The organism is Balneolaceae bacterium (assembly GCA_034521445.1).
Taxonomy (GTDB): domain Bacteria; phylum Bacteroidota; class Rhodothermia; order Balneolales; family Balneolaceae; genus JAXHMM01.
The window spans coordinates 209,662-229,152 of record JAXHMM010000003.1; the positions used below are offsets into that span (position 1 = coordinate 209,662).

Annotated in this window: 18 protein-coding genes, 1 tRNA gene and 3 pseudogenes; 9 read left to right on the forward strand and 13 right to left on the reverse strand. The window is 62.4% G+C overall.

The window, feature by feature from the left end:
- Positions 1 to 51: 51 nt before the first annotated feature.
- From pth to U5K31_01390, 5 genes are all read right to left on the reverse strand, one after another.
- Positions 52 to 609 (reverse strand): aminoacyl-tRNA hydrolase, encoded by a 558-nt coding sequence (pth, locus tag U5K31_01370; protein ID MDZ7771386.1) that lies wholly within the window; start codon positions 607 to 609, stop codon positions 52 to 54.
- A gap of 30 nt (positions 610 to 639) precedes the next feature.
- Complete coding sequence (locus tag U5K31_01375; GenBank protein ID MDZ7771387.1) at positions 640 to 1,359, reverse strand: 50S ribosomal protein L25; 720 nt, start codon at positions 1,357 to 1,359, stop codon at positions 640 to 642.
- Between the two features lie 19 nt (positions 1,360 to 1,378).
- Positions 1,379 to 2,311 (reverse strand): ribose-phosphate pyrophosphokinase, encoded by a 933-nt coding sequence (locus U5K31_01380; GenBank protein ID MDZ7771388.1) that lies wholly within the window; start codon positions 2,309 to 2,311, stop codon positions 1,379 to 1,381.
- A 76-nt stretch (positions 2,312 to 2,387) separates the two neighbouring features.
- Positions 2,388 to 2,458: transfer RNA gene (locus U5K31_01385), tRNA-Gln, on the reverse strand.
- 50 nt (positions 2,459 to 2,508) lie between these two features.
- The gene (locus U5K31_01390; GenBank protein ID MDZ7771389.1) at positions 2,509 to 3,720 is read right to left on the reverse strand and encodes a DUF2851 family protein; all 1,212 of its coding nucleotides are present in this window, start codon (positions 3,718 to 3,720) and stop codon (positions 2,509 to 2,511) included.
- A gap of 124 nt (positions 3,721 to 3,844) precedes the next feature.
- Between U5K31_01390 and U5K31_01395 the strand changes: the two genes are divergently transcribed.
- Both U5K31_01395 and U5K31_01400 read left to right on the forward strand, forming a co-directional pair.
- Positions 3,845 to 4,345, forward strand: coding sequence for a phosphoribosyltransferase family protein (locus U5K31_01395; GenBank protein ID MDZ7771390.1), 501 nt, complete (start codon positions 3,845 to 3,847; stop codon positions 4,343 to 4,345).
- 99 nt (positions 4,346 to 4,444) lie between these two features.
- Positions 4,445 to 5,383 (forward strand): DUF3078 domain-containing protein, encoded by a 939-nt coding sequence (locus U5K31_01400; GenBank protein ID MDZ7771391.1) that lies wholly within the window; start codon positions 4,445 to 4,447, stop codon positions 5,381 to 5,383.
- Positions 5,384 to 5,611: 228 nt separating this feature from the next.
- On the opposite strand, the gene U5K31_01405 is transcribed toward U5K31_01400, so the two are convergent.
- Both U5K31_01405 and U5K31_01410 read right to left on the reverse strand, forming a co-directional pair.
- The gene (locus U5K31_01405) at positions 5,612 to 6,040 is read right to left on the reverse strand and encodes an aldehyde dehydrogenase family protein (protein MDZ7771392.1); all 429 of its coding nucleotides are present in this window, start codon (positions 6,038 to 6,040) and stop codon (positions 5,612 to 5,614) included.
- Complete coding sequence (locus tag U5K31_01410; protein ID MDZ7771393.1) at positions 6,037 to 7,086, reverse strand: aldehyde dehydrogenase family protein; 1,050 nt, start codon at positions 7,084 to 7,086, stop codon at positions 6,037 to 6,039. Before U5K31_01410 ends, U5K31_01405 begins: the two co-directional genes overlap by 4 nt.
- Before the next feature lie 126 nt (positions 7,087 to 7,212).
- Between U5K31_01410 and U5K31_01415 the strand changes: the two genes are divergently transcribed.
- The 5 genes and pseudogenes from U5K31_01415 (at position 7,213) to U5K31_01435 (ending at position 9,324) form a co-directional block, all read left to right on the forward strand.
- Complete coding sequence (locus tag U5K31_01415) at positions 7,213 to 7,884, forward strand: hypothetical protein (protein MDZ7771394.1); 672 nt, start codon at positions 7,213 to 7,215, stop codon at positions 7,882 to 7,884.
- Positions 7,885 to 8,222: 338 nt separating this feature from the next.
- Positions 8,223 to 8,573: a PIN domain-containing protein gene (locus tag U5K31_01420; GenBank protein ID MDZ7771395.1), complete on the forward strand. Its 351-nt coding sequence runs from the start codon at positions 8,223 to 8,225 to the stop codon at positions 8,571 to 8,573.
- Positions 8,567 to 8,617 (forward strand): annotated as a pseudogene (locus tag U5K31_01425) (hypothetical protein). The gene U5K31_01420 and the pseudogene U5K31_01425 overlap by 7 nt, the downstream one beginning before the upstream one ends.
- A 181-nt stretch (positions 8,618 to 8,798) precedes the next feature.
- Positions 8,799 to 9,152 carry a PhoH family protein gene (locus U5K31_01430; GenBank protein MDZ7771396.1) on the forward strand — a complete coding sequence of 118 codons (354 nt, stop codon included), beginning with the start codon at positions 8,799 to 8,801 and terminating at the stop codon, positions 9,150 to 9,152.
- A gap of 1 nt (position 9,153) precedes the next feature.
- Positions 9,154 to 9,324 (forward strand): annotated as a pseudogene (locus U5K31_01435) (PhoH family protein).
- 253 nt (positions 9,325 to 9,577) lie between these two features.
- Here the strand turns inward: U5K31_01435 and U5K31_01440 are convergent.
- The 5 genes and pseudogenes from U5K31_01440 to U5K31_01460 form a co-directional block, all read right to left on the reverse strand.
- Complete coding sequence (locus U5K31_01440) at positions 9,578 to 9,730, reverse strand: hypothetical protein (protein ID MDZ7771397.1); 153 nt, start codon at positions 9,728 to 9,730, stop codon at positions 9,578 to 9,580.
- Positions 9,727 to 9,981, reverse strand: coding sequence for a hypothetical protein (locus tag U5K31_01445; GenBank protein MDZ7771398.1), 255 nt, complete (start codon positions 9,979 to 9,981; stop codon positions 9,727 to 9,729). The genes U5K31_01440 and U5K31_01445 overlap by 4 nt, the downstream gene beginning before the upstream one ends.
- Positions 9,982 to 10,040: 59 nt before the next feature.
- Positions 10,041 to 10,184: pseudogene (locus U5K31_01450) on the reverse strand (glutamate racemase).
- 2 nt (positions 10,185 to 10,186) lie between these two features.
- Entirely contained in the window at positions 10,187 to 10,390 is a 204-nt protein-coding gene (locus tag U5K31_01455; GenBank protein MDZ7771399.1) for a hypothetical protein, read from the reverse strand.
- A 74-nt stretch (positions 10,391 to 10,464) separates the two neighbouring features.
- Positions 10,465 to 16,128, reverse strand: a complete 5,664-nt coding sequence (locus tag U5K31_01460) for a lamin tail domain-containing protein (GenBank protein MDZ7771400.1) — start codon at positions 16,126 to 16,128, stop codon at positions 10,465 to 10,467.
- Positions 16,129 to 16,357: 229 nt separating this feature from the next.
- Here U5K31_01460 and U5K31_01465 point away from each other — a divergent pair, with 229 nt between their 5' ends.
- The gene (locus U5K31_01465; GenBank protein MDZ7771401.1) at positions 16,358 to 16,759 is read left to right on the forward strand and encodes a hypothetical protein; all 402 of its coding nucleotides are present in this window, start codon (positions 16,358 to 16,360) and stop codon (positions 16,757 to 16,759) included.
- 33 nt (positions 16,760 to 16,792) lie between these two features.
- Here U5K31_01465 and asd read toward each other — a convergent pair whose 3' ends face one another.
- Positions 16,793 to 17,848, reverse strand: a complete 1,056-nt coding sequence (gene asd / locus U5K31_01470; GenBank protein MDZ7771402.1) for an aspartate-semialdehyde dehydrogenase — start codon at positions 17,846 to 17,848, stop codon at positions 16,793 to 16,795.
- 163 nt (positions 17,849 to 18,011) lie between these two features.
- Here asd and U5K31_01475 point away from each other — a divergent pair, with 163 nt between their 5' ends.
- Positions 18,012 to 19,484 carry a glycine--tRNA ligase gene (locus U5K31_01475; protein MDZ7771403.1) on the forward strand — a complete coding sequence of 491 codons (1,473 nt, stop codon included), beginning with the start codon at positions 18,012 to 18,014 and terminating at the stop codon, positions 19,482 to 19,484.
- The last annotated feature ends 7 nt before the right edge of the window (positions 19,485 to 19,491 follow it).

The following is a 19,491-nucleotide window of genomic DNA, read 5'->3' on the forward strand; positions in this document are numbered from 1 at the left end:
TCTTGGTTTGGTTAGGTGTCAGCGTTTGATGTCGGCGTCGATGGTTCAAAGTCAGTTGAAGGCATTCATGGCCGCCTCGATTCCCTCCCTGCAAAAGAAGAGGACCGCGTCTTCGGCCCGTTCCAGCGCCTCGCGTGCAATCTTCTGCTGCCCGCTGTCGAAGCGCGAGAGCACGTAGTCGACCTGACGGCCCTCGGGAAAATCGCTGCCGATGCCGATACGAAGACGCGGGAAGGCATCGGTGCCCAGCATGCGTATGATGTCTTTCATCCCGTTGTGTCCCCCGGCGCTTCCCCTGGCACGGAGTCGGACCGTGCCGAGGTCCAGGTCCAGGTCGTCGTAGCAGACCAGGCAGTGGTCCGGATCGATCTTGTACCAGCTGAGGGCCTGCTGCAGGGCGGTCCCGCTCTTGTTCATGTAGGTGGTGGGCTTCAGCAGCACGAGGGTTTCACCCGCGTGGCGTCCCCTGCCTACATGAAAAGGGCCTTTGCCAGGCCCCATTCGAACCGACAGCGACGAAGCCAGCCGGTCCAACAGCTCAAATCCTATGTTGTGCCGGGTACCGGCGTATTCCGGTCCCGGATTCCCTAAGCCTGCAATGAGCAGCATGTGAAGGTGGCGTGGACTGGGATTGGCGGCCTATTCGGTCGCTTCTTCGTTGTCCTCTCCTTCGGCATCCTCTTCACCTTCGGGTGCCTCCTCGCCTTCTGGCAGTTCCTCGCCTTCGGGCAGTTCTTCGCCCTCTTCGAGCTCTTCCTCGCTGGGTTCCTCGGTGATGAGGGAAGAGGTAAGCAGGGCTTCGGATTTCGGGGGACGTATGGTTACGATGGTTCTTCCCAGGTCGTCCAGGGGCACAATGCCCTCTAGCTCAAGGTCCTCCACGTGGAGGGAGTCGCCGATCTCCAGCTCACCGATATCCACGGTATAGTCGCCGGGGATGCGGTCCGGGAAGACCCGGATACGCAGGATGTGCATGGGCTGAAAGATCCGTCCGCCGCCCTCGGTCACGCCCACCGGGGTGCCGGTGGTGCGGATGGGTATGCTGAGGGTCACCTTGTGATCCTCATGCAGTTCGTAAAAGTCCACATGCGTGGGACGGTCGGAAATGGGATGAAAGTCGGCGGTCTTGAGCAGGGTTTTGTAGGTATCCCCGTCGATCTTGAGTTCGATAATCTGCCGCTTGCTGACCGAGAGAATTTTCTCCAGTTCAAGTTCGTCGATGGAGAAGTGAATGTTATCCTCGGTTTCAGGGCCGTAAAGCACAGCGGGCACGCGCATGGAATCGCGCAGTGCGTCGGCCGCCTTGCGGCCCGTTTCGCGGAGCTCGCCCTGCAATTCTACTACATCTGGAGTCGTCATGATACGTTAAACGTTAGTATTAGTCGTCAAAAAGTGCACTGATGGTGTCGTTGGTATGGATACGCTGTACCGCTTCGGCGAATATGCCGGCAACGCTCAGCACCTTGATTTTGGCCGAGGGCTTGCGCAGCGGTACGGTATCGGTGACCAGCAACTCATCAATGGGCGAATCCTCGATTCGCTGGTACGCCGGCCCCGAAAGTATGGGGTGCGTACAGGTTGCGATAATCTTGTTGGCGCCCCGTTCCTTGAGGGCGGAGGCTGCATTGGTCAGCGTGCCGGCCGTATCGATCAGGTCGTCCACGATCAGCACGTTTTTGTCGGTGATCTCGCCGACGATGTTCATTACCTCCGCCACGTTCTGCTTGGGGCGGCGCTTGTCAATAAAAGCCAGTCGCGCACCCAGGTTTTTGGCGTAGGCGCGGGCCATTTTGAGACTTCCCACATCCGGGGCCACCACCACCAGGTTCTGGATGGGGTGCTCGGAAAAATGATCGATAAAGAGCCTGCTGGCATATAGGTGATCGACCGGAATGTCAAAAAAGCCCTGGATCTGCGAAGCGTGAAGGTCCATCGTCAGTATGCGGTCAGCGCCTGCCTCGGCGAGCAGGTTCGCCATAAGCTTGGCCGCGATGGACACCCGCGGCTGGTCCTTGCGGTCCTGCCGCGCATAGCCGAAATAGGGGATGACGGCGGTGACCCGCTTGGCCGATGCCCTCTTGGCGGCGTCGAGCATCAGCAGAAGCTCGATGATGTGGTCGCCGGGCGGCGTGGTGGACTGCACCACGAAGACGTCTTCTCCGCGGATGCTCTGTTCGTACTTCACATAGAGCTCGCCGTCGGAGAACGGCTTGATGGTAACCTGCCCGAGATCCGTGCTGTAGTGCTCAGCGATGGCCCGCGAAAGAGCAAGATTGCTTCTTCCGGCAAATATTGCGAGGGGTGTGTCCACCGAAGGCTCAGGCTAAAAAGTTGAGAATAAAAGAAAAGGATGGCTTCGCAGTCATCCTCTTATGCATATTGTTGTGTTGCCCGGGGAGGATTCGAACCCCCACTGCCTGGACCAAAACCAGGTGTCCTGCCATTAGACGACCGGGCAATAATGCCATTTTTGACAGATTCAGATGATATGAATTTACCCATTCCATATCAAGGATTAATTGCGGTCTGAAACACCTTGCAATCCTCACAGCGGCGTCCTCGACAGAAGTGACGGAGCTGGTAGACGGCCCCCAGGCGGCGCCGGTAGAGTTCCGGTGGGAGCTGGGTGAGGGCGAAGGGCACCAGAAGCTCGTCGGGCACCAGGGGACGGCAGGCCTCCCACGCCCGGCGGGCCCGGCGCATGAGCGAAGGCGGCCCCATACGCTCGCCCAGCAGATAGAGGGCCGGCAGAAAGACCGTGGCGTAGAGGATGGAGGCGCGCTCTGCACCGGGGCGCCCGTCCTCAGGCACCTCGTCCAGCAGCTCCCGCCATATCCGCTCCGGGTCTCCTCCTCGTAGGCGTTGCAGCGGCATCTGCTCCAGTGGGGCCCAGCAGGCGGCGGCCTGGCGTATGCGATGCCGTGGATGGTTGGCCGGGCGGCAGCCGCGGTGTTTCCAGCGCAGGGAAGGGTGACGGGCCAGCGCCTCCAGTCGGCTCGCGGGCCCCTCCGGGCGGGCCGCACCGGCATCCTCTACGGCCGGGAGTCGCCGGGATATCCCCCCGGCGGACTTCGGCGCAAAGGCGAGGTCGAAGAGATCCCGCATGGCATCCCGGTTGTGCTCGATGCCCAGTCCGTCAAAGAGGGCCTTGCCCGTCATATGCTTCCAGGCCTTCTCGGGAGGCAATCCCTGAGGCAGCCAGCGCAGGGTGTCCTCCACCTTCCGGATGAAGTAGAGGGCCCCGGCCCGCTCCATCTGGGCCTGGAACACCTCCGGGGGCAGCTCCCCGAGCAGGCCGCTGCAGGGCAGGGGATGGGGACGCGAGCAGGCCTCCAGGAAGTGGCCCAGCGGCGCTGTCAGGTGGGGGCGAAGGTAGAGCGTGGGGATGCGGGAGCCGTCGGTCCTTCGGGCGGGACGCCGCCTTCGCCCCTCGCAAACCACCTGCAGCACCACCCCGTTGAAGTGGGGATCGTCGTGGTGGCCGTGGGCGTACCAGTCGCTGGCCCTCCAGTGCAGCTCCACGTCTCCGTGCCACGTCAGCGTGCCAATGGACAGGCGCGCGCCGAGGAAATCGGGTCCGTCGCTGCGGTTCTGCCGTCCCGGATGGTACACGGTGATGGACTCCCCGCGGTCGCATCGCAGGCCGCCGGTCCGGAATTGGCGGTGCCGCCAGACCCAGTGCAGGAGGGTCTCACGGTAGGGAAGGCGCGAGCGGCGCATGCCGGTCACCTCTTTTTATGTTGCGGGATATTGGTTAAAATGCCTTACGGCAGGGGGCATGGCTGCAAACGGTCCCTATGAATAGGTGCCATCAACACCCAAACCTTACAACTGGTTAACCGGTATGGATGCAGAACACGGCGAGATACTGATGAACGGCGACCGGGTGCAGCGCTCCCTCAAGCGCATCGCCTTCCAGATCTCCGAGGCCAACCGCGCCGCCCTCCCCGTTATGCTTATAGGCATCAACCGGCGCGGTCACGTGGTGGCGCGCAGGCTTGCCGAGTACCTTTCGCCCCTCTACGACACGGAGGTCATGGTTCGGCAGCTCGACCTGGAGGAGGGCGCCCTCACCGGGGAAGATCCGGACGAGGACCATTTCATCGTGCTGGCGGACGACGTGATCTTCTCCGGCCATACGATGTTCCAGGCGCTCTCGCTGCTGGCCGAACGCCTCCAGCCCAAGGAAGTGCATACGGTCACCCTGATCGACCGGGGACACCGCAAAATGCCCGTGGAGGCGCAGTTCTGCGGTCTCACCATTCCCACCAAGCTGAACGAGCACGTGCGGGTCAACGTGGAGGAGGACGCCATCCGGAATGTGGAGCTGACCAGGGGCGTCTAGATGCCCGGCAGGTTTTAAGAATAGGCGAAAAAAGGGTATTTTCGCCTACGAAAATTCAGCCGGCACTCCACACCTTCCATTCATACCCACAGACTGCGAATGAGCATTTCAACACTCCGGGCCCTTGCCATCTTCATGGCCGTGCTGCTGGCCCCATCGGCGCTGATGGCGCAGGAAGCCATCGAAATTGGAAAAATCCTGGCGGAAGACGACATCTCCATCCGTGACATGTCCCGCATCGACCAGACCGTGGTGGTTGAGGACACCCTCGACGGCTGGGCGGCCGAATGGAGGGGGGGACTGAACGGCGCACAGGCGGCCTACGACAACTGGAGCGGCGGCGGCGTGAATACGCTCAGCGTGACCGCCTCGACGGTCTTCAACCTGATGTACCGCCGAAACGCCTTCTCCTACGCCTTCGCCACCAACCTGCAGTACGGCCAGGCGCGACTGGACGGGGAGGAGACTCGCAAGACCAACGACCGCGTCGCCGTCAACAACAAGTTCAACTTCCAGTTTGCCAACGACCACTGGAGCGCCTTCGCCAACATCAATTTCAGCACCCAGTTCGATGCGGGCTATAATTACGGAGAGGATCCACCGAAGCTGATCTCTAACTTCTTCGCCCCGGCCTACTTTACGCAGATTGCCGGTATCGCCTACAGTCCGGCCAATTATTTCAGCGCCGAGGCCGGCCTGGCCATGAAGGAGACCATCGTGGCCGATGACACCCTCGCCACGCGTTACGGATTGGAGTCCGGCGACACCTTCCGCTTCGAGCCCGGCTACGCCCTGGCCCTCAACTTTGAGAAGGAGTTGTTCACCAACATTCGGGTGATCTCATCGGTGGAGACCTTCACCAACCTTCAGGAGAGTTTCAACAACACCGATGTGTACTTTAACAACGAGATCGTCGGCGAGATCAACGATTTTATGGATATGTCCTTTCATTTCGTGATGCTCTACGACCGGGACTACTCCCGCGAGGTACAGATCAAGCAGATTCTCTCGGCAGGTGTGTCGGTGAGCATACTGTAGGGGACCCCGGTCAACCCCCTTTGTATTTAACCAGCAGCAGGACAGGGATACAAAACGATCGCAAATATATCGTCCCGTAGCATTTAATGGAGTAGCGTTCTCCACGATATACCGCAGCGGGCGCCATTTGGCAACAAATGGCCTGTCATGAAAGCAGCCGGTAGCTGCAAGCTAAGGATCACACGTCGAACTCGATGCCCTGGGCTAGCGGCATTTCGTCGCCCCAGTTCAGGGTGTTGGTCTGACGGCGCATGTAGGCCTTCCAGGCGTCGGAGCCCGATTCGCGTCCCCCGCCGGTGTCTTTTCCCCGCCGAAGGCACCACCGATCTCGGCCCCGCTGGTGCCTACGTTGATGTTGGCGATGCCGCAGTCGGAGCCGGCCGCGCTCAGGAAGGTCTCGGCCTCCCGCATGTTCAGGGTGAACATGGCCGAGCTGAGTCCCTGCGTCACGCCGTTGTGCTTGGCGATGGCCTCGTCCAGGTCGTGGTATTTTATGAGATAGAGGATGGGGGCGAAGGTCTCTTCCCGGACGATGTCGTAGTGGTTCTCGGCGACGGCGATGGTCGGGCGCACGTAGTGACCGCCCTCCAGTTTTTTGGGCGTGACGGTCTCTCCGCCGTAGATCACTTCGCCGCCGGCCTCCTTGAGTTCTCTCAAGGCCCGCTGCATGCTGTCGACGGCCTGCTCGTCGATGAGGGGACCGACGAGGGTTTTTCGTCAAGGGGGTTGCCGATATTGATGGTCTTGTACATCTCCACCAGGCGGTCTCTCATCCGTTCGAATACATCTTCGTGGACGATCAGGCGGCGAGTGGAGGTGCAGCGCTGTCCGCAGGTGCCGGCGGCGCCGAAGACGGTGGCGCGGGCCGCCATCTCAAGGTCGGCGTGCTCGGAAACGATAATGGCATTGTTTCCGCCCAGCTCCAGGATGGTTTTGCCGAGGCGGGCACCCACGGTCTGGGCGACCTGGCGTCCCATGCGGATGGATCCGGTAGCCGATATGAGGGGGATGCGCTCGTCCTCAGTCAGCCACTCGCCGGTCTCCCGTCCGCCGGTGACGAGGTTGAATATGCCTTCGGGCAGGTCGTTGCGCTTGATGACCTTGGCGATGATGTTCTGTACGGCGATGCCGCAGAGCGGCGTTTTTTCCGATCCTTTCCAAATCATCACGTCCCCGCAGACGGCCGCGATCATGGCGTTCCAGCTGTAGACGGCTACGGGAAAGTTAAATGCCGTGATCACCCCGCAGATGCCCAACGGGTGCCACTGCTCCTGCATGCGGTGGCTGGGGCGTTCCGAAGGCATGGTCTTGCCGTAAAGCTGGCGGGAGAGACCCACGGCAAAATCGCAGATATCGATCATCTCCTGCACCTCGCCCAGGCCCTCCTGGTAGATTTTGCCCATTTCGTAGGAGACCAGCTTGCCCAGGTCTTCCTTATGCTTGCGCAACTCCAGGCCGATCTGGCGGACGATGTCCCCGCGCTTGGGGGCGGGGACGGAGCGCCACTCCTCAAAGGCCTCCTGCGCCGTCTCCACCACCTTGTCGTATTCCTTGCGGGTAGTCAGGGTGACGTCGGCGATGTGGGATCCGTCGATGGGTGTCTTGCTGGACAGGGCTTCAGGGGATTCATCTCCCATGAACTTCTGTCCGGTACTGGTTCCGGGATTGGTGCCTTCGATGCCTAGTTTCTTGAGGAATTCCATTGCTCGGGTGCCTGTTGGTCGCATATCGCGCCTAAGATACGGATACTTTCGGTGTTTCTGGGCAGGACGGGCAGGTGCTCGTCTCTTGCCGTTTCGAATAATAACAAAGCTTCAAATTGATTCTAAATGAAACACGCGTCCAACCGTCAACTCACCCTGCTTCGAAAATTGAACCGCAAAAAGTACCGGGAGCAGGAGGGCCTGTTCTTTGTGGAGGGAGAACGGGCGGTCGACCAGGTGATCGAGAACGGGGTTCTGGCCGTACGCGAACTCTTTTTTGATGAGGACCTCAAACTTTGGGAGCGGGACCCGTGGAATCGTCACTCCGGTAAGGTCTCATCTTCGATGATCGACTCCGGTACATTTCTGGACGTGGCCGACACGGAGTCCCCCCAGGGCATCCTGGCACTGTGCGAAATTCCGGCCGAAGCCAGCGCCGATGAACTTGCCGCGGGAGCGGGTCCGGTACTCGCCATTGACGCCCTTCAGGATCCCGGCAACCTGGGAACCATCGTGCGCTCGGGGTCTGGTTCGGTGCCCGCGGGAATTATCTGCTGGAAGGGGACGGTGGACCTCTACCATCCCAAGGTGGTGCGCGGCACGGCCGGCTCAACGGGCTGCCTGCCCTGGATGAACGGTGAGCTCGAGGAGGTTTTCCCGCAATTGAAGCCCGCAAATGGAAAATATGGATGCTTTCAGGCGCAAGCGAGGGTGTGCCTCTCAAGTCGGTGCAGCCCTCCGGCAACAACCTTCTTGTTGTCGGAAACGAGGCTCATGGCATTAGGGAGAGTCTTTTAGAGGGTGCAGGTACTGAATTACATATATCGCGAACCGGGAATCGAGAACTGGCTGAAAGTTTGAACGCTGCCATTTCCCTTTCCATTGCCCTCCACCACTTCTCAGGGATCTAGGCACACCGGGTGCGTCATCGTGGGATAATTTCCGGAATACCCGCAAATTCGAATGCTGAGGGCCGATCGCCTGCAGGCAGGTCTTTTTGCATGTCTCGATGGCAGCCTCCTGTTCGTAATAATTGCGACAAGCCTGCCCGGTCTATTGCTTATGAGGGGCGTAATGTATATCGTTGATTAAGCACCTGACACGCAGACGACCTACATACCCCTAAAACGATCTCTATGCCGCGAGCCAAGAAGCAGAAGAAGATCTACGTCCTCGATACCTCCGTCCTTCTCTACGACCACGACGCCGTAACCAACTTCCGGAAGAACGATATCGCTATCCCCATCACCGTCCTTGAAGAACTCGACACGTTTAAGAAGGGCAACGACGTCATCAATCTTCACGCCCGCGAGTTCATACGCTACCTGGACAAGATTTCCAACGAGAACATGCTTCAGCATTGGATATCCCTCAACGGGGAGACTCACGGCAAGCTGCGCGTGCTCAAGGACGAGGACGTTCCACGGATGCCTCCGAGGTGTTCGGCACCCGGAAGAACGACCATCGCATTCTCAACAGCGTGCTGAAGCTGATGGAGGACGAGCCGGGCAAGAATGTGATCCTGGTCTCCAAGGACATCAATCTGCGCATCAAGGCCCGGGCGCTGAATATACAGGCCGAGGACTACGAGACGGTTCGGGTAAAGGACATCGATCATCTCTACAAAGGCAAGTCCGAGGTCAGTTTCGATTCAGCCGAAATCATCGATCGTTTCTACGAATCGGGTTCCCTGGACGTGAAGGAAGTCACCGATGAAAAACCGGGCAGCAACCGATTTCTTCATCCTGAAAAACCATTCAAGCTCCGCCCTGGGTTACTACAATGCCCGGACGGAGTGCATCGAGCCGGTAAAACGGACCACGGCATACGGCGTAAAGCCTCGCAACGCCGAGCAGACCTTCGCGCTGCAGGCCATCATGAACCCGGAAAACCTGCTGGTGACCGTTACCGGTGCGGCCGGCACCGGCAAGACGCTCATCGCCCTCGCGGGGGCCCTGGAGCAGCGTCGGAACTATCGACAGATCTACCTGGCACGACCCATCGTGCCCCTCAGCAACAAGGACATTGGCTATCTTCCCGGGACATCCATTCAAGATCGACCCTGACATGCAGCCGTTATGGGATAACCTCTCCTTTATCAAGAACCAGTACCCGGAGAACAGCAAGCCGTACCAGAAGATCGAGGAGATGGTGGAGACCGAGAAGCTGCGCATCATCCCCTTGGCCTACATACGGGGACGCAGCCTGTCGAATATCATCTTCATCGTGGATGAGGCGCAGAACCTGACCCCGCACGAGGTGAAGACCATCATCACCCGGGCGGGGAGGACACCAAGATTATCTTTACCGGCGATATCTACCAGATTGATACGCCTTACCTGGATACCCAGAGCAACGGGCTTTCCTACCTGGTGGATCGCATGCACGACAACGATCTCTACGCGCACATCAACCTGGAGAAGGGCGAGCGTTCCGAGCTGGCCAACCTGGCCAGCAAGCTGCTGTAATGTCCCGGTACCCGCTTTGACGTTCAGGCCAGCTGGCCGATGTGCACGTCGGGAATGGGGGAGCCCAGGAAACGCTCGGCCAGTTGCTGGAAGCGCTGGGGGCGGTCGCCTGACGTAACACTCGAAGGTTCCTTCCTCGGCGGGATTGAGCAGGTCCAGGTCCCGCAGCATGTCACGAGACATGTCCGCAATGGATTGGGCGGAATCGATGATGGCGGATCTGCTTGTTGCTGAGCGCCTGCCGGATGGATTTCTTGAAGAGGGGATAGTGGGTGCAGCCCAGGATGAGGCTGTCGATATCGCTTTCTTCAAACCTTTCCAGGTAGATGTCGAGGGTGTCGCGGGCCACCTGGTTGTCGGTCCACCCCTCCTCGGCCAGCGGCACAAGCAGGGGACAGGCCTCGGAGCTGACTTTCTGATATCCCATTCCCGGGTATGGATGGCCTTTTCGTAGGCCCCGGAGCCAACGGTTGCCAGGGTGCCGATAACCCCGATGTGCCGGCTGGTGGAATCCTCCAGCGCGGCGCGCGTACCTGCCGTAATTACGTCCAGTACCGGGATTTCGCCTGCCTCCTCGATGATATGCTCCTTGGCCGAGGCCGACACCGTGTTACAGGCGATAAGGATCATTTTCACTTCGCGCTCCAGCAGGAAACGGGTAATCTGTAGGGCATAACCGCGGACGGTCTCCTCCGACTGATGCCGTAGGGCACGCGGGCGGTATCCCCGAAGTAGATGATATCCTCCCCGGGCAGGGCCTCGCGCACGGCTTTTACTACGGTGAGTCCGCCGATTCCGGAGTCGAATATGCCTATGGGAGCCTGGGGGTCGGGCATGGTGTGTAGTATGCACTTCAAATTTCGAAGACGGGAAAGTATCCACATTCCCCTAGAAAATGAAATGACCGGCTTTAACGTAGTTTCCGCGCCAGCACGGCCAGTTCACGGTAGGCCTGCCGGCGCCCGGCCGCATTCGACCAGGCCTCCAGGGTTACGATATAGATGCCGATGCGGTTGGACCGGCGTTGACCGTCGCGGCCGTCCCACAGCAGGGAGCCGCTTGGACCCGCCCGCATGCCGTCGGCCAGCGTGTGCACCGGCCGGCCGAAGCGGTCGTAGATTCGCACGCGCAGCAGGTAGTCGGGACGGTCCAGCACCCAGGAGATGACCAGGTGGTCCTGGTAGCCGTCGCCGTCGGGCGAGAAGGGGTTGGGCGAAACATGAAGGCCGGTTTGGGCGAGTGACTCACCCTCCCGGCTGCGAATGGAGTTCTCCTGCAGCGGCGAACCGCCCAGCGGGGCGGCGCTCGAACCCCAGTTGAGGGGGGCGTTTCCGGAGAGGGAGGGATCGATCTTTTCCAGCGCGATGCCCCGCACGTCCACCAGGTCGGGGTTGTGCCAGGAGGCCGTGTAAAATAGCGAGTCGATAACGGTACCGCTGCTGTCGGCCAGGAAGAGAGGACGGTCCGGCGCGAGTCCCAGCCCGTCACGGTCAAAGCGAAGCAGGGGAGGAGCCGGCGCGGCCGTCTCCTCTTCCAGCCGGAAGTAGACGCCCACGCGGCTGCGGCGCAGATCGGCCGCGGTGTCGGCATAGAGCAGGGCGAATCCCCCGCCCTCAAGGCTGCGGTGGCGGTCTTCCGCCGGCACGAGCCGGGCCACCCGCCCGTTTTCGTCGGCCGCCCCGTGCAGGTGCAGGCCTTCCAGGGAGAGGGGGTAGGCGCGGCGGTTGACCAGCTCCACGTACTCCGCCTGGTCGGGTCGCCCGTCGTCAGCCCCGGCGATGGGTTCGTAGAGGATCTCATTGAAGGTGAGGTCGCCGGGCCCGGGCGGCCAGGCGATGTCGATTTCCTGGAGGTCCATGCGGTTGCCGCGATGGTCCTCCAGGTTTCGGACCGCCAGGATGGAGAGAGAGGCGTCCGGCTCCAGGATGCCGCCGTGCTCCGGCTCCAGCAGCAGGCGGTCGGCCTGGTGAGGCTGGAAAGCATACAGCCGCAGCGGCAGCTTGCCTGCCGAGAATTCGGTTTCGGGCAGCAGGCGCACGAATTCTCCGAAGCGCACCTCCAGCATGCCTTCGCGGGATACCCCGGCGAAGCGCAGCCGGGGAGGTTCCACGTCAGGTCGAAATGCGCTGTTGGTATGGCCCGCGCTCGCCCCGCCCTCCGCGCTGCTCTCGGTCCAGTTGGAGGGATCGAGGGTGGGGGCTCGTGGATCCCGGCGCTCCAGGGAGTGTCCCGCGCGCACCGGGTGGGATTCAGCAACGTAGGCCAGGGAGTCCACCGTCACCCCGTCGGCGTCGCGCAGGTAGATCCGGTCGGAGCTGTTGTTGAGGGAGGGAAATCCGGGCACCTGGAGGAACCGGGAGGAGGACCCGGTACCGGTGAACACGAGGAGCTCTCCGGGCAGAAGCAGTACGGCTTCCCGCAGGAGGGTGGAGGAGACCGCGTCGCCCAGACGCCAGTTCTGCAGGTCGAGGTTTTTCGTGCTTGTGTTGAGTACCTCCACGAATTCATGGGCGCCGGCCTCCTCCCGGAACAGGATCTCGTTGATGACGAGGTCGCCCGGCTCGGCCGCATCGATTCTCAGGTAGCGTGCCGATAGGGATTGAGGCACCATGGCGTTCCCGAATGCGTCTTCTAACCCCTGCGCCGCCACCGTGTAGGTGGTGCCCGAATTAAGCGGTACGGCGGAGCGAAGCACCAGGCTGTCCCCGTGCAGCTCCATGGCCGCCAGTGTCACGGAGGGCGAGATGATGAACCGTCCGGCCCATCCCGGGATTTCACGAAGCCTTTCGGAAAAGAGGAGCGAGAAGGTGCGCCCGTCGGGAATGGCCAGGGCAAGCAGCTCCGGGGGGTCGCGGTCGGGAAGAGCGCGGTTTGCCTCACCCGGGCTTCCTCTGCCCGCAGGGGAGGGAACCCAGTTTTCAGGCAGGGAGGCCGGATGCTGCAGGCTGCGCCGCTCCAGGGCGTGCTCCTCGCCGGACCAGTCGCCGCTGTAGGTCAGCTCCTCAAGGACACGTCCCAGGCTGTCGCCTATGGCGATGCGGTCGCCGCCGTTGTTGAGAGCCGGGAATCGGCTGCCCATCTCCAGCAGGGCTATTTCGGGGAAGGAGTCCCGTAGGGTGGCGTCGGGAGCCAGCACCAGGTAGGCGCCGGGAGCAAGCAATACCAGGCTGTCTGTCAGCGGCGCCCGGCGCACGCCGGCGTCGGAAAGGGTGATTTTGCGAAGGGAGAGTTCTTCGCCGCCTGCGTTGTAGACCTCTACGAATTCGGTCCACCCGGGCGGGGGGTCATACATGAACTCGGTGATAAGCAGCTCCCCGCTGCCCGGCCCGGGGTAGTCGAGGTAGGTGAAGGAGGCGTTGCCGGCGCCGGCGTTGCCCCAGGCGTCGGACACCCCGTCGAAGGTAAGCGTGTAGCGCTGACGGTGGCGCAGGGCGCCACCCAGCTCCAGCACCAGGGCGTCGGGGCCGGAAAACAGGACGGCGGACACGGGAACCCGCGGCTGCAGGCGGAAGTTGCCCGGCCGAATGCGCGCGCTGTCCACCGCCTCGCTGAAGAGAAGTTCGAGGCGGTTGGGGCCCGCCACCACGAGCTCCACCAGGTCAGGGGCCGTCGCGTCAGGCCGGGACAGGTTGGCCCTGCCGGGCGTGCCCGCGCTCCCGTCCGGCGGTTCGCTCCAGTTGTAGGCGGCCGCGGCGGGTCGGGAGATCGCGCGCCGTTCCAGGGCTTTTTGCCGACCGCCCCAGGAGGGGTCGTACCTCAGCGAATCGGCCGCAACTCCCCCGGCCGTCCGCAGGAGGATGCGGTCGCCTCCGTTGTTCAGGACCGGTATGCCGCCCGAGGGCACCAGCAGGTCGATCTCCGGGAAGGTCTCCCGGAGCGAGGATTCGGGCGCCAGCACCAGGTAGTCGCCGGGCGCCAGCAGGCGTGTGGTGTCGGCCAGCAGGTGCGAGTGGTTTCCGCCGTCCTGCAACGTGACCCCATGCAGGTCCACCGTCCGCGGGGAACGGTTCAGCAGCTCCACGTACTCGCTCCACCCGTCGGGCGGGTCGTACATAAACTCCGTAACAAGCAGATCCCCGGTCTCGGCGGCCGGATAGTCCACGTAGGCAAAGGAGGTGTCCCCCGGCGCGGTATTCCCGAAGTAGTCCGCTATTCCCTCCCAGCTCAGCCGGTAGCTCTGCCCGTGCCGAAGGTCGCCCGTCAGGGTGAGCACCACGCTGTCGGGATGGGCGAAACGGGCGTCGGTCACGCCGCCGCCCGCCGCACCGCCGCCCTCCAGGCGGTAGTTGGAGGCGTTGCCTGCCGGACCGGCTTCCGGCTGCTCGTCGAAGCGCAGCAGGAGGGAGCCCGGACCCGTGATGCGGAACTCCGCCAGTCGTGGCGGCGACATGTCCGGCCCGATGCGGTTGTCCGTGCCGGGGCTGCCCGGGAAGGGAGGGGGCGAATCCGCCCAGTTGGGACGCTCCCAGGCGGGATGCGCCAGCGAACGACGCTCCAGCGAACGCTCCTGTCCTCCCCAGGAAGGCAGGTAGGCGAGGGAGTCCACCGCCACGCCATGCTCGTTGCGCAGGACCAGGCGGTCGCCGCCGTTGTTGAGGGCCGGGAAGGCGGAGCCCATGACCAGGACGCTGACGCCGTCCAGGGAGTCGGCCAGGGAGGACTCAGGCAGCAGCAGCCAGCGGCTCCCGGGCGGGATAACCAGGGGAGCGGGCGAGAGGGGCACTGGCGCGCCGCCGGCGTCCTCCAGGTAGAGTTCATCGGCTGAGAAGCTCTTGTCGCCGGGGTTGTAGATCTCCACGTACTCACTCCACCCGGGCGGCGGGTCGTAGGCGAACTCCGTGATCAGCAGCTCGCCCGCATCCGCCGTGCTGAGCACCTGCCAGGTGAAGGAGGTGTCCCATGACACGGAAAAATTTCCGAAAAGGTCCTCCACCCCCTCTGCGGAAAAGGTATAGGTGGTGTTGTTGGCCAGGGCGGGCGTGAAGTCAACCCTGACCGTGTCGGGCGGGAAGAAGGTTGCCTCCTGCACCGCAACGCCGCCTGTAACGTCGTAGCGGGCGGGGTCGCCGGCCGAAGCGGCATCCAGCCTCTCGCTGAAGACCAGTTCAAACGTTCCCTCCCCGGCAAATCGAAGCGAGCGCACACGTGGCGCCTCCGTGTCGGGCGCCACGGTATTGGACAGGCCGGGGGAGCCGCCGGGATTGCCGGGCGCGTCGGCCCAGTTCTCCGGCCAGGCGGCATCCACCGCCAGGGATCGTCGCTCCAGCGCCCCGTCCGCTCCGCCCCAGGCCGGGGTGTAGGCGAGGGAGTCGGCCGTCCATCCTCCGGGAGCAAGCAGCAGGAGCAGGTCACCGCCGTTGTTCAGCGTGGGCATGGAAGGTACGGGAGCCGACGGTCCGCGCTGCGCGTAGGCGCCGGCAAGGGCGGCGGTATCCGCCGTCAGGACCAGCAGGCTGTCGGGAAAGAGCGCCAGGGTGTCGGCGGCCAGGGCGGCGCTGCCTGCGGCGTCGCCCACCCGCCAGCCCTGCAGGTTCAGAATGGAAGGACCGGTATTGACAATCTCCACGTACTCCGGTGCATCTCCGGGCGGGTCGAAGGCGAATTCGTTGAACAGAAGCTCTCCCGGAGCGGCTTCCCCGAATACCATAAAGTTCATGGTATCGGGCTCCACGGGCTCGCCCTCCAGGTCCGCCACACCCTCCAGCGAAAGTTCGTAGGCCGCCGAGGGAAGGGTGCCGTAATCCAGCAGCAGGGTATCGGGCGCCGGCAGGCTGAGGACAGGCGCAACACCGGGATCGGGGTTAAGCTTGAAATTTCCGGGCTCCGCCGAGGCGAGGTCCACTTCCCGGCTGAAGGCCAGCCGAAGCCCCTCCTGCGCCACGCGTAGGCCGGTCCACCGGAAGGGCGGCCGGTCAATTTTGAAATCGAAGAAGAAACGGTCGGCGCGGGTGGAAGTGTACCGCACGCGCACCCCGAAATGGGTGGACGAGTCATGGGTAAGATCGGTAACGGTCGCGCCGGCGTCCACCGGCTCGCCCAGGTAGCCGCGTGCCACGCGAAGGCTCCACGTCCCGCCGGCGCTGCGCTCCACGCGCAGCCGGTAGCCTTCCGCTGTGCCGGTTATCCGCGTGGTGTCGGCCAGCAGGTCGGTCGCCTCCCCCGCATCGTAGCGCACCAGCCTGAAATAATCGTCCCCGGCCTGGCCCACCTGCACGGCGTAGCCGCTGACCTCGTCCGCCAGCTCCTCCCGGTCGCTCATAAGAAATACCTCCGCCCGGTTGGAGCCCGAAGGCAGGAAGTCGTCCAGCATCACGAAAAACTCCCAGTAACCCGTGACCGCAGTAGATGGGGTGCTCAGCCAGGCGTCTTCGGTGTCAGGGCTGTCGAGCTGCAGCAGGTGGCCATGGGCGAATGGGCTGATCACAAAGCGCTCGTCGTGGCCGCTCCAGGCCGGGTTGGAGGTGAACTCCCCGTCCTCGAAACCGTCCTCGAAGTTGGCCGCCTGCCCGGAGGCGGAAGGCGCCGGCAGTAGAAGACATACCATGGCCACGAGCGGCAGCGCGGGAAGTCGCATGGGAGGGGAGAATGAATAGCGTTGAGGGAATATAAAAGGGGACGTGGAGGGATCAACCGCCACGTCCCGGAAGGACATTGAATTTGCTCTCTTATATCAACGGCTTAGAGATATCTGGGAAGATATCTGTAGTGTAGACCGCCGCGAAGGTAATTCCTTACAGAATCTTTAAGATTTTTAATATCATTGGGGTCTAACCCAGGTGCCCAACCCCAACAAGCCCAGCGACATGGATTTTCAGAACCGGAGCGTACCCTTTAAAATCGACGAGGTGGCCAGCGGTTTCCAGGAAGCCAACGGACTGCTGACGGCAACCAGGAAGGGGCTGGACCTGGAGTTCGAGGTCACCGACGCCTTCTTCGGGGTGTTCAAATCGGGCGTGAAGAACGTTTTCCTCTCCTTCGGGGACCTGCGTTCGGTCAGCTACAAGAAGGGCTGGTTCAGCGCCAAAATCATCCTCGAGGGCACGTCCATGAAGGTTTTCGACGATCTTCCCGGGACCGACGTGGCGACGGTCACCCTGAAGGTGAAGCGCAGGCACCGGGAGGATGCGCGTTCGGTCATCTCCCACGCGCGCATGATGCTTTCCGAACACCGCCTGCAGCAGCTGGAGGAAGGGGAGGAGGGTTAACAGGTCTTGCCAAGCGCGGCTGTGGGCTCCCTGCTACAGGTATCCTTTCCGCACCAGCAGCTCGGCATTCAGCACCGCCCCGCCTGCGGCGCCGCGCACTGTGTTGTGCGCCAGGGTTACGTAGCCGGCATCAAGCACGGTGCCCAGGCGCAGCCTTCCCACGCTGGCCTGCATGCCGTTTTCGCGGTAGGCCTGCAGCCGCGGCTGGGGAAAACGCTCCTCGGTGTAGAGCCGCACCGGCACCCTGGGGGAGGAGGGAAGGTCGAGCCCGGCTATGGGACTCTTCCAACTCGTGTAGGCCGCCCGAAGCTCCTCCAGGTCGCCCGGTTTGCGCTCTAGTCCCACGCTCACTGAAATCAGGTGTCCCTCAACAGTAGGCACGCGGACGGCTGTGGCCTGGATGGGGAAATCGGCGAACCGAACCTCCTCCTCCTGGCGATCGCCCAGCAGCTTGAGGGCCTCAGTCTGCACCTTCTCTTCCTCCCCGGCAATATGCGGCACGATATTGCCCAGAATGTCCATGCTGGACACCCCCGGGTAGCCGGCCCCGGAGACCGATTGCATGGAGGTGACCACTGCGGCGGTTACGCCAAAGGCGTCGTGCAGGGGCCGAAGGGACATGGCCAGGGGTACCGACACGCAGTTGGGATTGGTGAGAATCCACCCCTTGCCGTCGCCGCGGTAGCGCTGGCTGCGTACCAGCTCCGCGTGGTCCGGATTGACCTCGGGCACCAGCAGGGGCACAAGGTCGTCCATGCGGTGGTTTTTGGCGTTGGAGATGACCGGGATGCCCGCCTCGGCGAAGGAGCGCTCGATGCGCCCGGCCACCGATGAGTCAAGTCCGCTGAATACGAAATCCATGCCGCTGAAGCGACGGGGATCGCAGGTCATCACCTCCATATCGGCCACCTCCCCCGGTAACCCCGTGCTTTCGATCCAGTGGGCGGCCTCGCGGTAAGGCTTCCCGGCGGAGCGCTCGGAGGCGCCCAGGGCTGCCACGCGAAACCAAGGGTGGTTTTCGAGGAGGCGGATGAATTTCTGCCCGACCGCCCCGGTAGCGCCAAGGATGCCGGCCTGGAAGGTTTTCATGGGATGCTGTCTTTGGGATGCCGCCGCCCGGATTGCGACTTTCGGACGACCTTTCTTACTGTACAGAAAGGGAAAATACAGAGAAATGTCCAATTAACTAAAGAGCAGATTTTTTCTATCTTTGGGCTCTGTAAACGCGAGTCTTCCAACCCAAAATACCCTCATGTCCCTGACCGAACTTGACAGCCTCGATAAAATCGTCTCCCTGAGCAAAGCGCGCGGCTTTGTCTTCCAGTCGTCCGAGATTTACGGAGGACTCGGGGCGGTCTATGATTATGGTCCCCTGGGCGCCGAGCTCAAGCGTAACATTCGGGACCTCTGGTGGCACCATATGACCCGCCTGCACGACAACATCGTGGGACTCGATTCGGCCATTTTCATGCATCCGAAGGTGTGGGAGGCCAGCGGACACGTGGGCGGCTTCAACGATCCGATGATCGATGACAAGCAGTCCAACAAGCGCTACCGCGCCGATATGCTCATCGAGGGGTATATCGAGAAGCTTAAAGGCGACGGCAAGGAGGAGGAGGCCGCCGGGGTGCAGGAGCAGCTGGACACCGCCGGCAGCCGCGAGGGGATCTGTGAGGACCTTCACGCCATCATCATGGAGCACGAAATCCGCGCCCCCGGGTCGGGCGCCTTCGAGTGGACCGACGTGCGGCAGTTCAATTTAATGTTTAAGACGCAGTTTGGCGCCACCTCCTCCGGGGAGGACGGCGATTCGGTCTACCTGCGGCCCGAAACGGCCCAGGGCATCTTCGTGAATTTCAAAAACGTCATGGACACCTCCCGCCAGCAGATCCCCTTCGGCATCGCGCAGGTGGGCAAGGCCTTCCGCAACGAGGTGGTGGCCCGGCAGTTCGTCTTCCGCATGCGCGAGTTTGAGCAGATGGAGATGCAGTACTTCGTGGAGCCCGGCAATGACGAGGAGCTCTACGAGGAGTGGCTCGACAAGCGGTTCGACTGGCACAAGGCCCTGGGCATCCGCCCCAGGAAACTGGATATCCACCGGCATCCCGAAGACAAGCTGGCCCACTACGCCGCCGCCGCGGCCGACATCGTCTACGACTATCCCATCGGCTGGCAGGAGGTGGAGGGCGTGCACAACCGCACCGACTTTGACCTCAGCCGCCAGGCCGAGTTCTCGGGCAAGAAGCTGGAGTACTTCGACCAGGCCGAGCAGAAGCGCTACACGCCCTACGTGGTGGAGACATCGGTGGGACTCGACCGCCTGGTCATGATGGCCCTGTGCGACGCCTACCGCGAGGAGGAGGTGGACGGCGACACCCGCACGGTCCTGAAACTGAACCCGAAGATCGCCCCCACCAAAATCGGCATCTTTCCCCTCATCAAGAAGGACAAGCTGCAGGACCTGGCCCACAAGATCACCGACGACCTGCGCAAGGATTACAACGTGCTATACGACGAGTCGGGCTCGATCGGCAAGCGCTACCGCCGCCAGGACGAGGCGGGCACGCCCTTCTGCGTGACGGTAGACTTCGACGGGGTGGAGTCGGAGGGCGAGGATACGGTCACCATCCGCTACCGCGACGACATGACCCAGGACCGTGTGGCGGTCAGCCGCCTGCGCGAGGTCCTCTCCGACAAGATGGAGAGCTGGGAGCCCGAAGACTGAGTGCGCC

Bases quoted from the DNA above. Each gene is read 5' to 3' on its own strand.
- pth (MDZ7771386.1), bottom strand. From the start codon at position 609: ATGCTGCTCATTGCAGGCTTAGGGAATCCGGGACCGGAATACGCCGGT.
- U5K31_01375 (MDZ7771387.1), bottom strand. From the start codon at position 1,359: ATGACGACTCCAGATGTAGTAGAATTGCAGGGCGAGCTCCGCGAAACG.
- U5K31_01390 (MDZ7771389.1), bottom strand. From the start codon at position 3,720: ATGCGCCGCTCGCGCCTTCCCTACCGTGAGACCCTCCTGCACTGGGTC.
- U5K31_01395 (MDZ7771390.1), top strand. From the start codon at position 3,845: ATGGATGCAGAACACGGCGAGATACTGATGAACGGCGACCGGGTGCAG.
- U5K31_01400 (MDZ7771391.1), top strand. From the start codon at position 4,445: ATGAGCATTTCAACACTCCGGGCCCTTGCCATCTTCATGGCCGTGCTG.
- U5K31_01410 (MDZ7771393.1), bottom strand. From the start codon at position 7,086: ATGGAATTCCTCAAGAAACTAGGCATCGAAGGCACCAATCCCGGAACC.
- U5K31_01415 (MDZ7771394.1), top strand. From the start codon at position 7,213: ATGAAACACGCGTCCAACCGTCAACTCACCCTGCTTCGAAAATTGAAC.
- U5K31_01420 (MDZ7771395.1), top strand. From the start codon at position 8,223: ATGCCGCGAGCCAAGAAGCAGAAGAAGATCTACGTCCTCGATACCTCC.
- U5K31_01430 (MDZ7771396.1), top strand. From the start codon at position 8,799: ATGAAAAACCGGGCAGCAACCGATTTCTTCATCCTGAAAAACCATTCA.
- U5K31_01445 (MDZ7771398.1), bottom strand. From the start codon at position 9,981: ATGGGATATCAGAAAGTCAGCTCCGAGGCCTGTCCCCTGCTTGTGCCG.
- U5K31_01455 (MDZ7771399.1), bottom strand. From the start codon at position 10,390: ATGCCCGACCCCCAGGCTCCCATAGGCATATTCGACTCCGGAATCGGC.
- U5K31_01460 (MDZ7771400.1), bottom strand. From the start codon at position 16,128: ATGCGACTTCCCGCGCTGCCGCTCGTGGCCATGGTATGTCTTCTACTG.
- U5K31_01465 (MDZ7771401.1), top strand. From the start codon at position 16,358: ATGGATTTTCAGAACCGGAGCGTACCCTTTAAAATCGACGAGGTGGCC.
- asd (MDZ7771402.1), bottom strand. From the start codon at position 17,848: ATGAAAACCTTCCAGGCCGGCATCCTTGGCGCTACCGGGGCGGTCGGG.
- U5K31_01475 (MDZ7771403.1), top strand. From the start codon at position 18,012: ATGTCCCTGACCGAACTTGACAGCCTCGATAAAATCGTCTCCCTGAGC.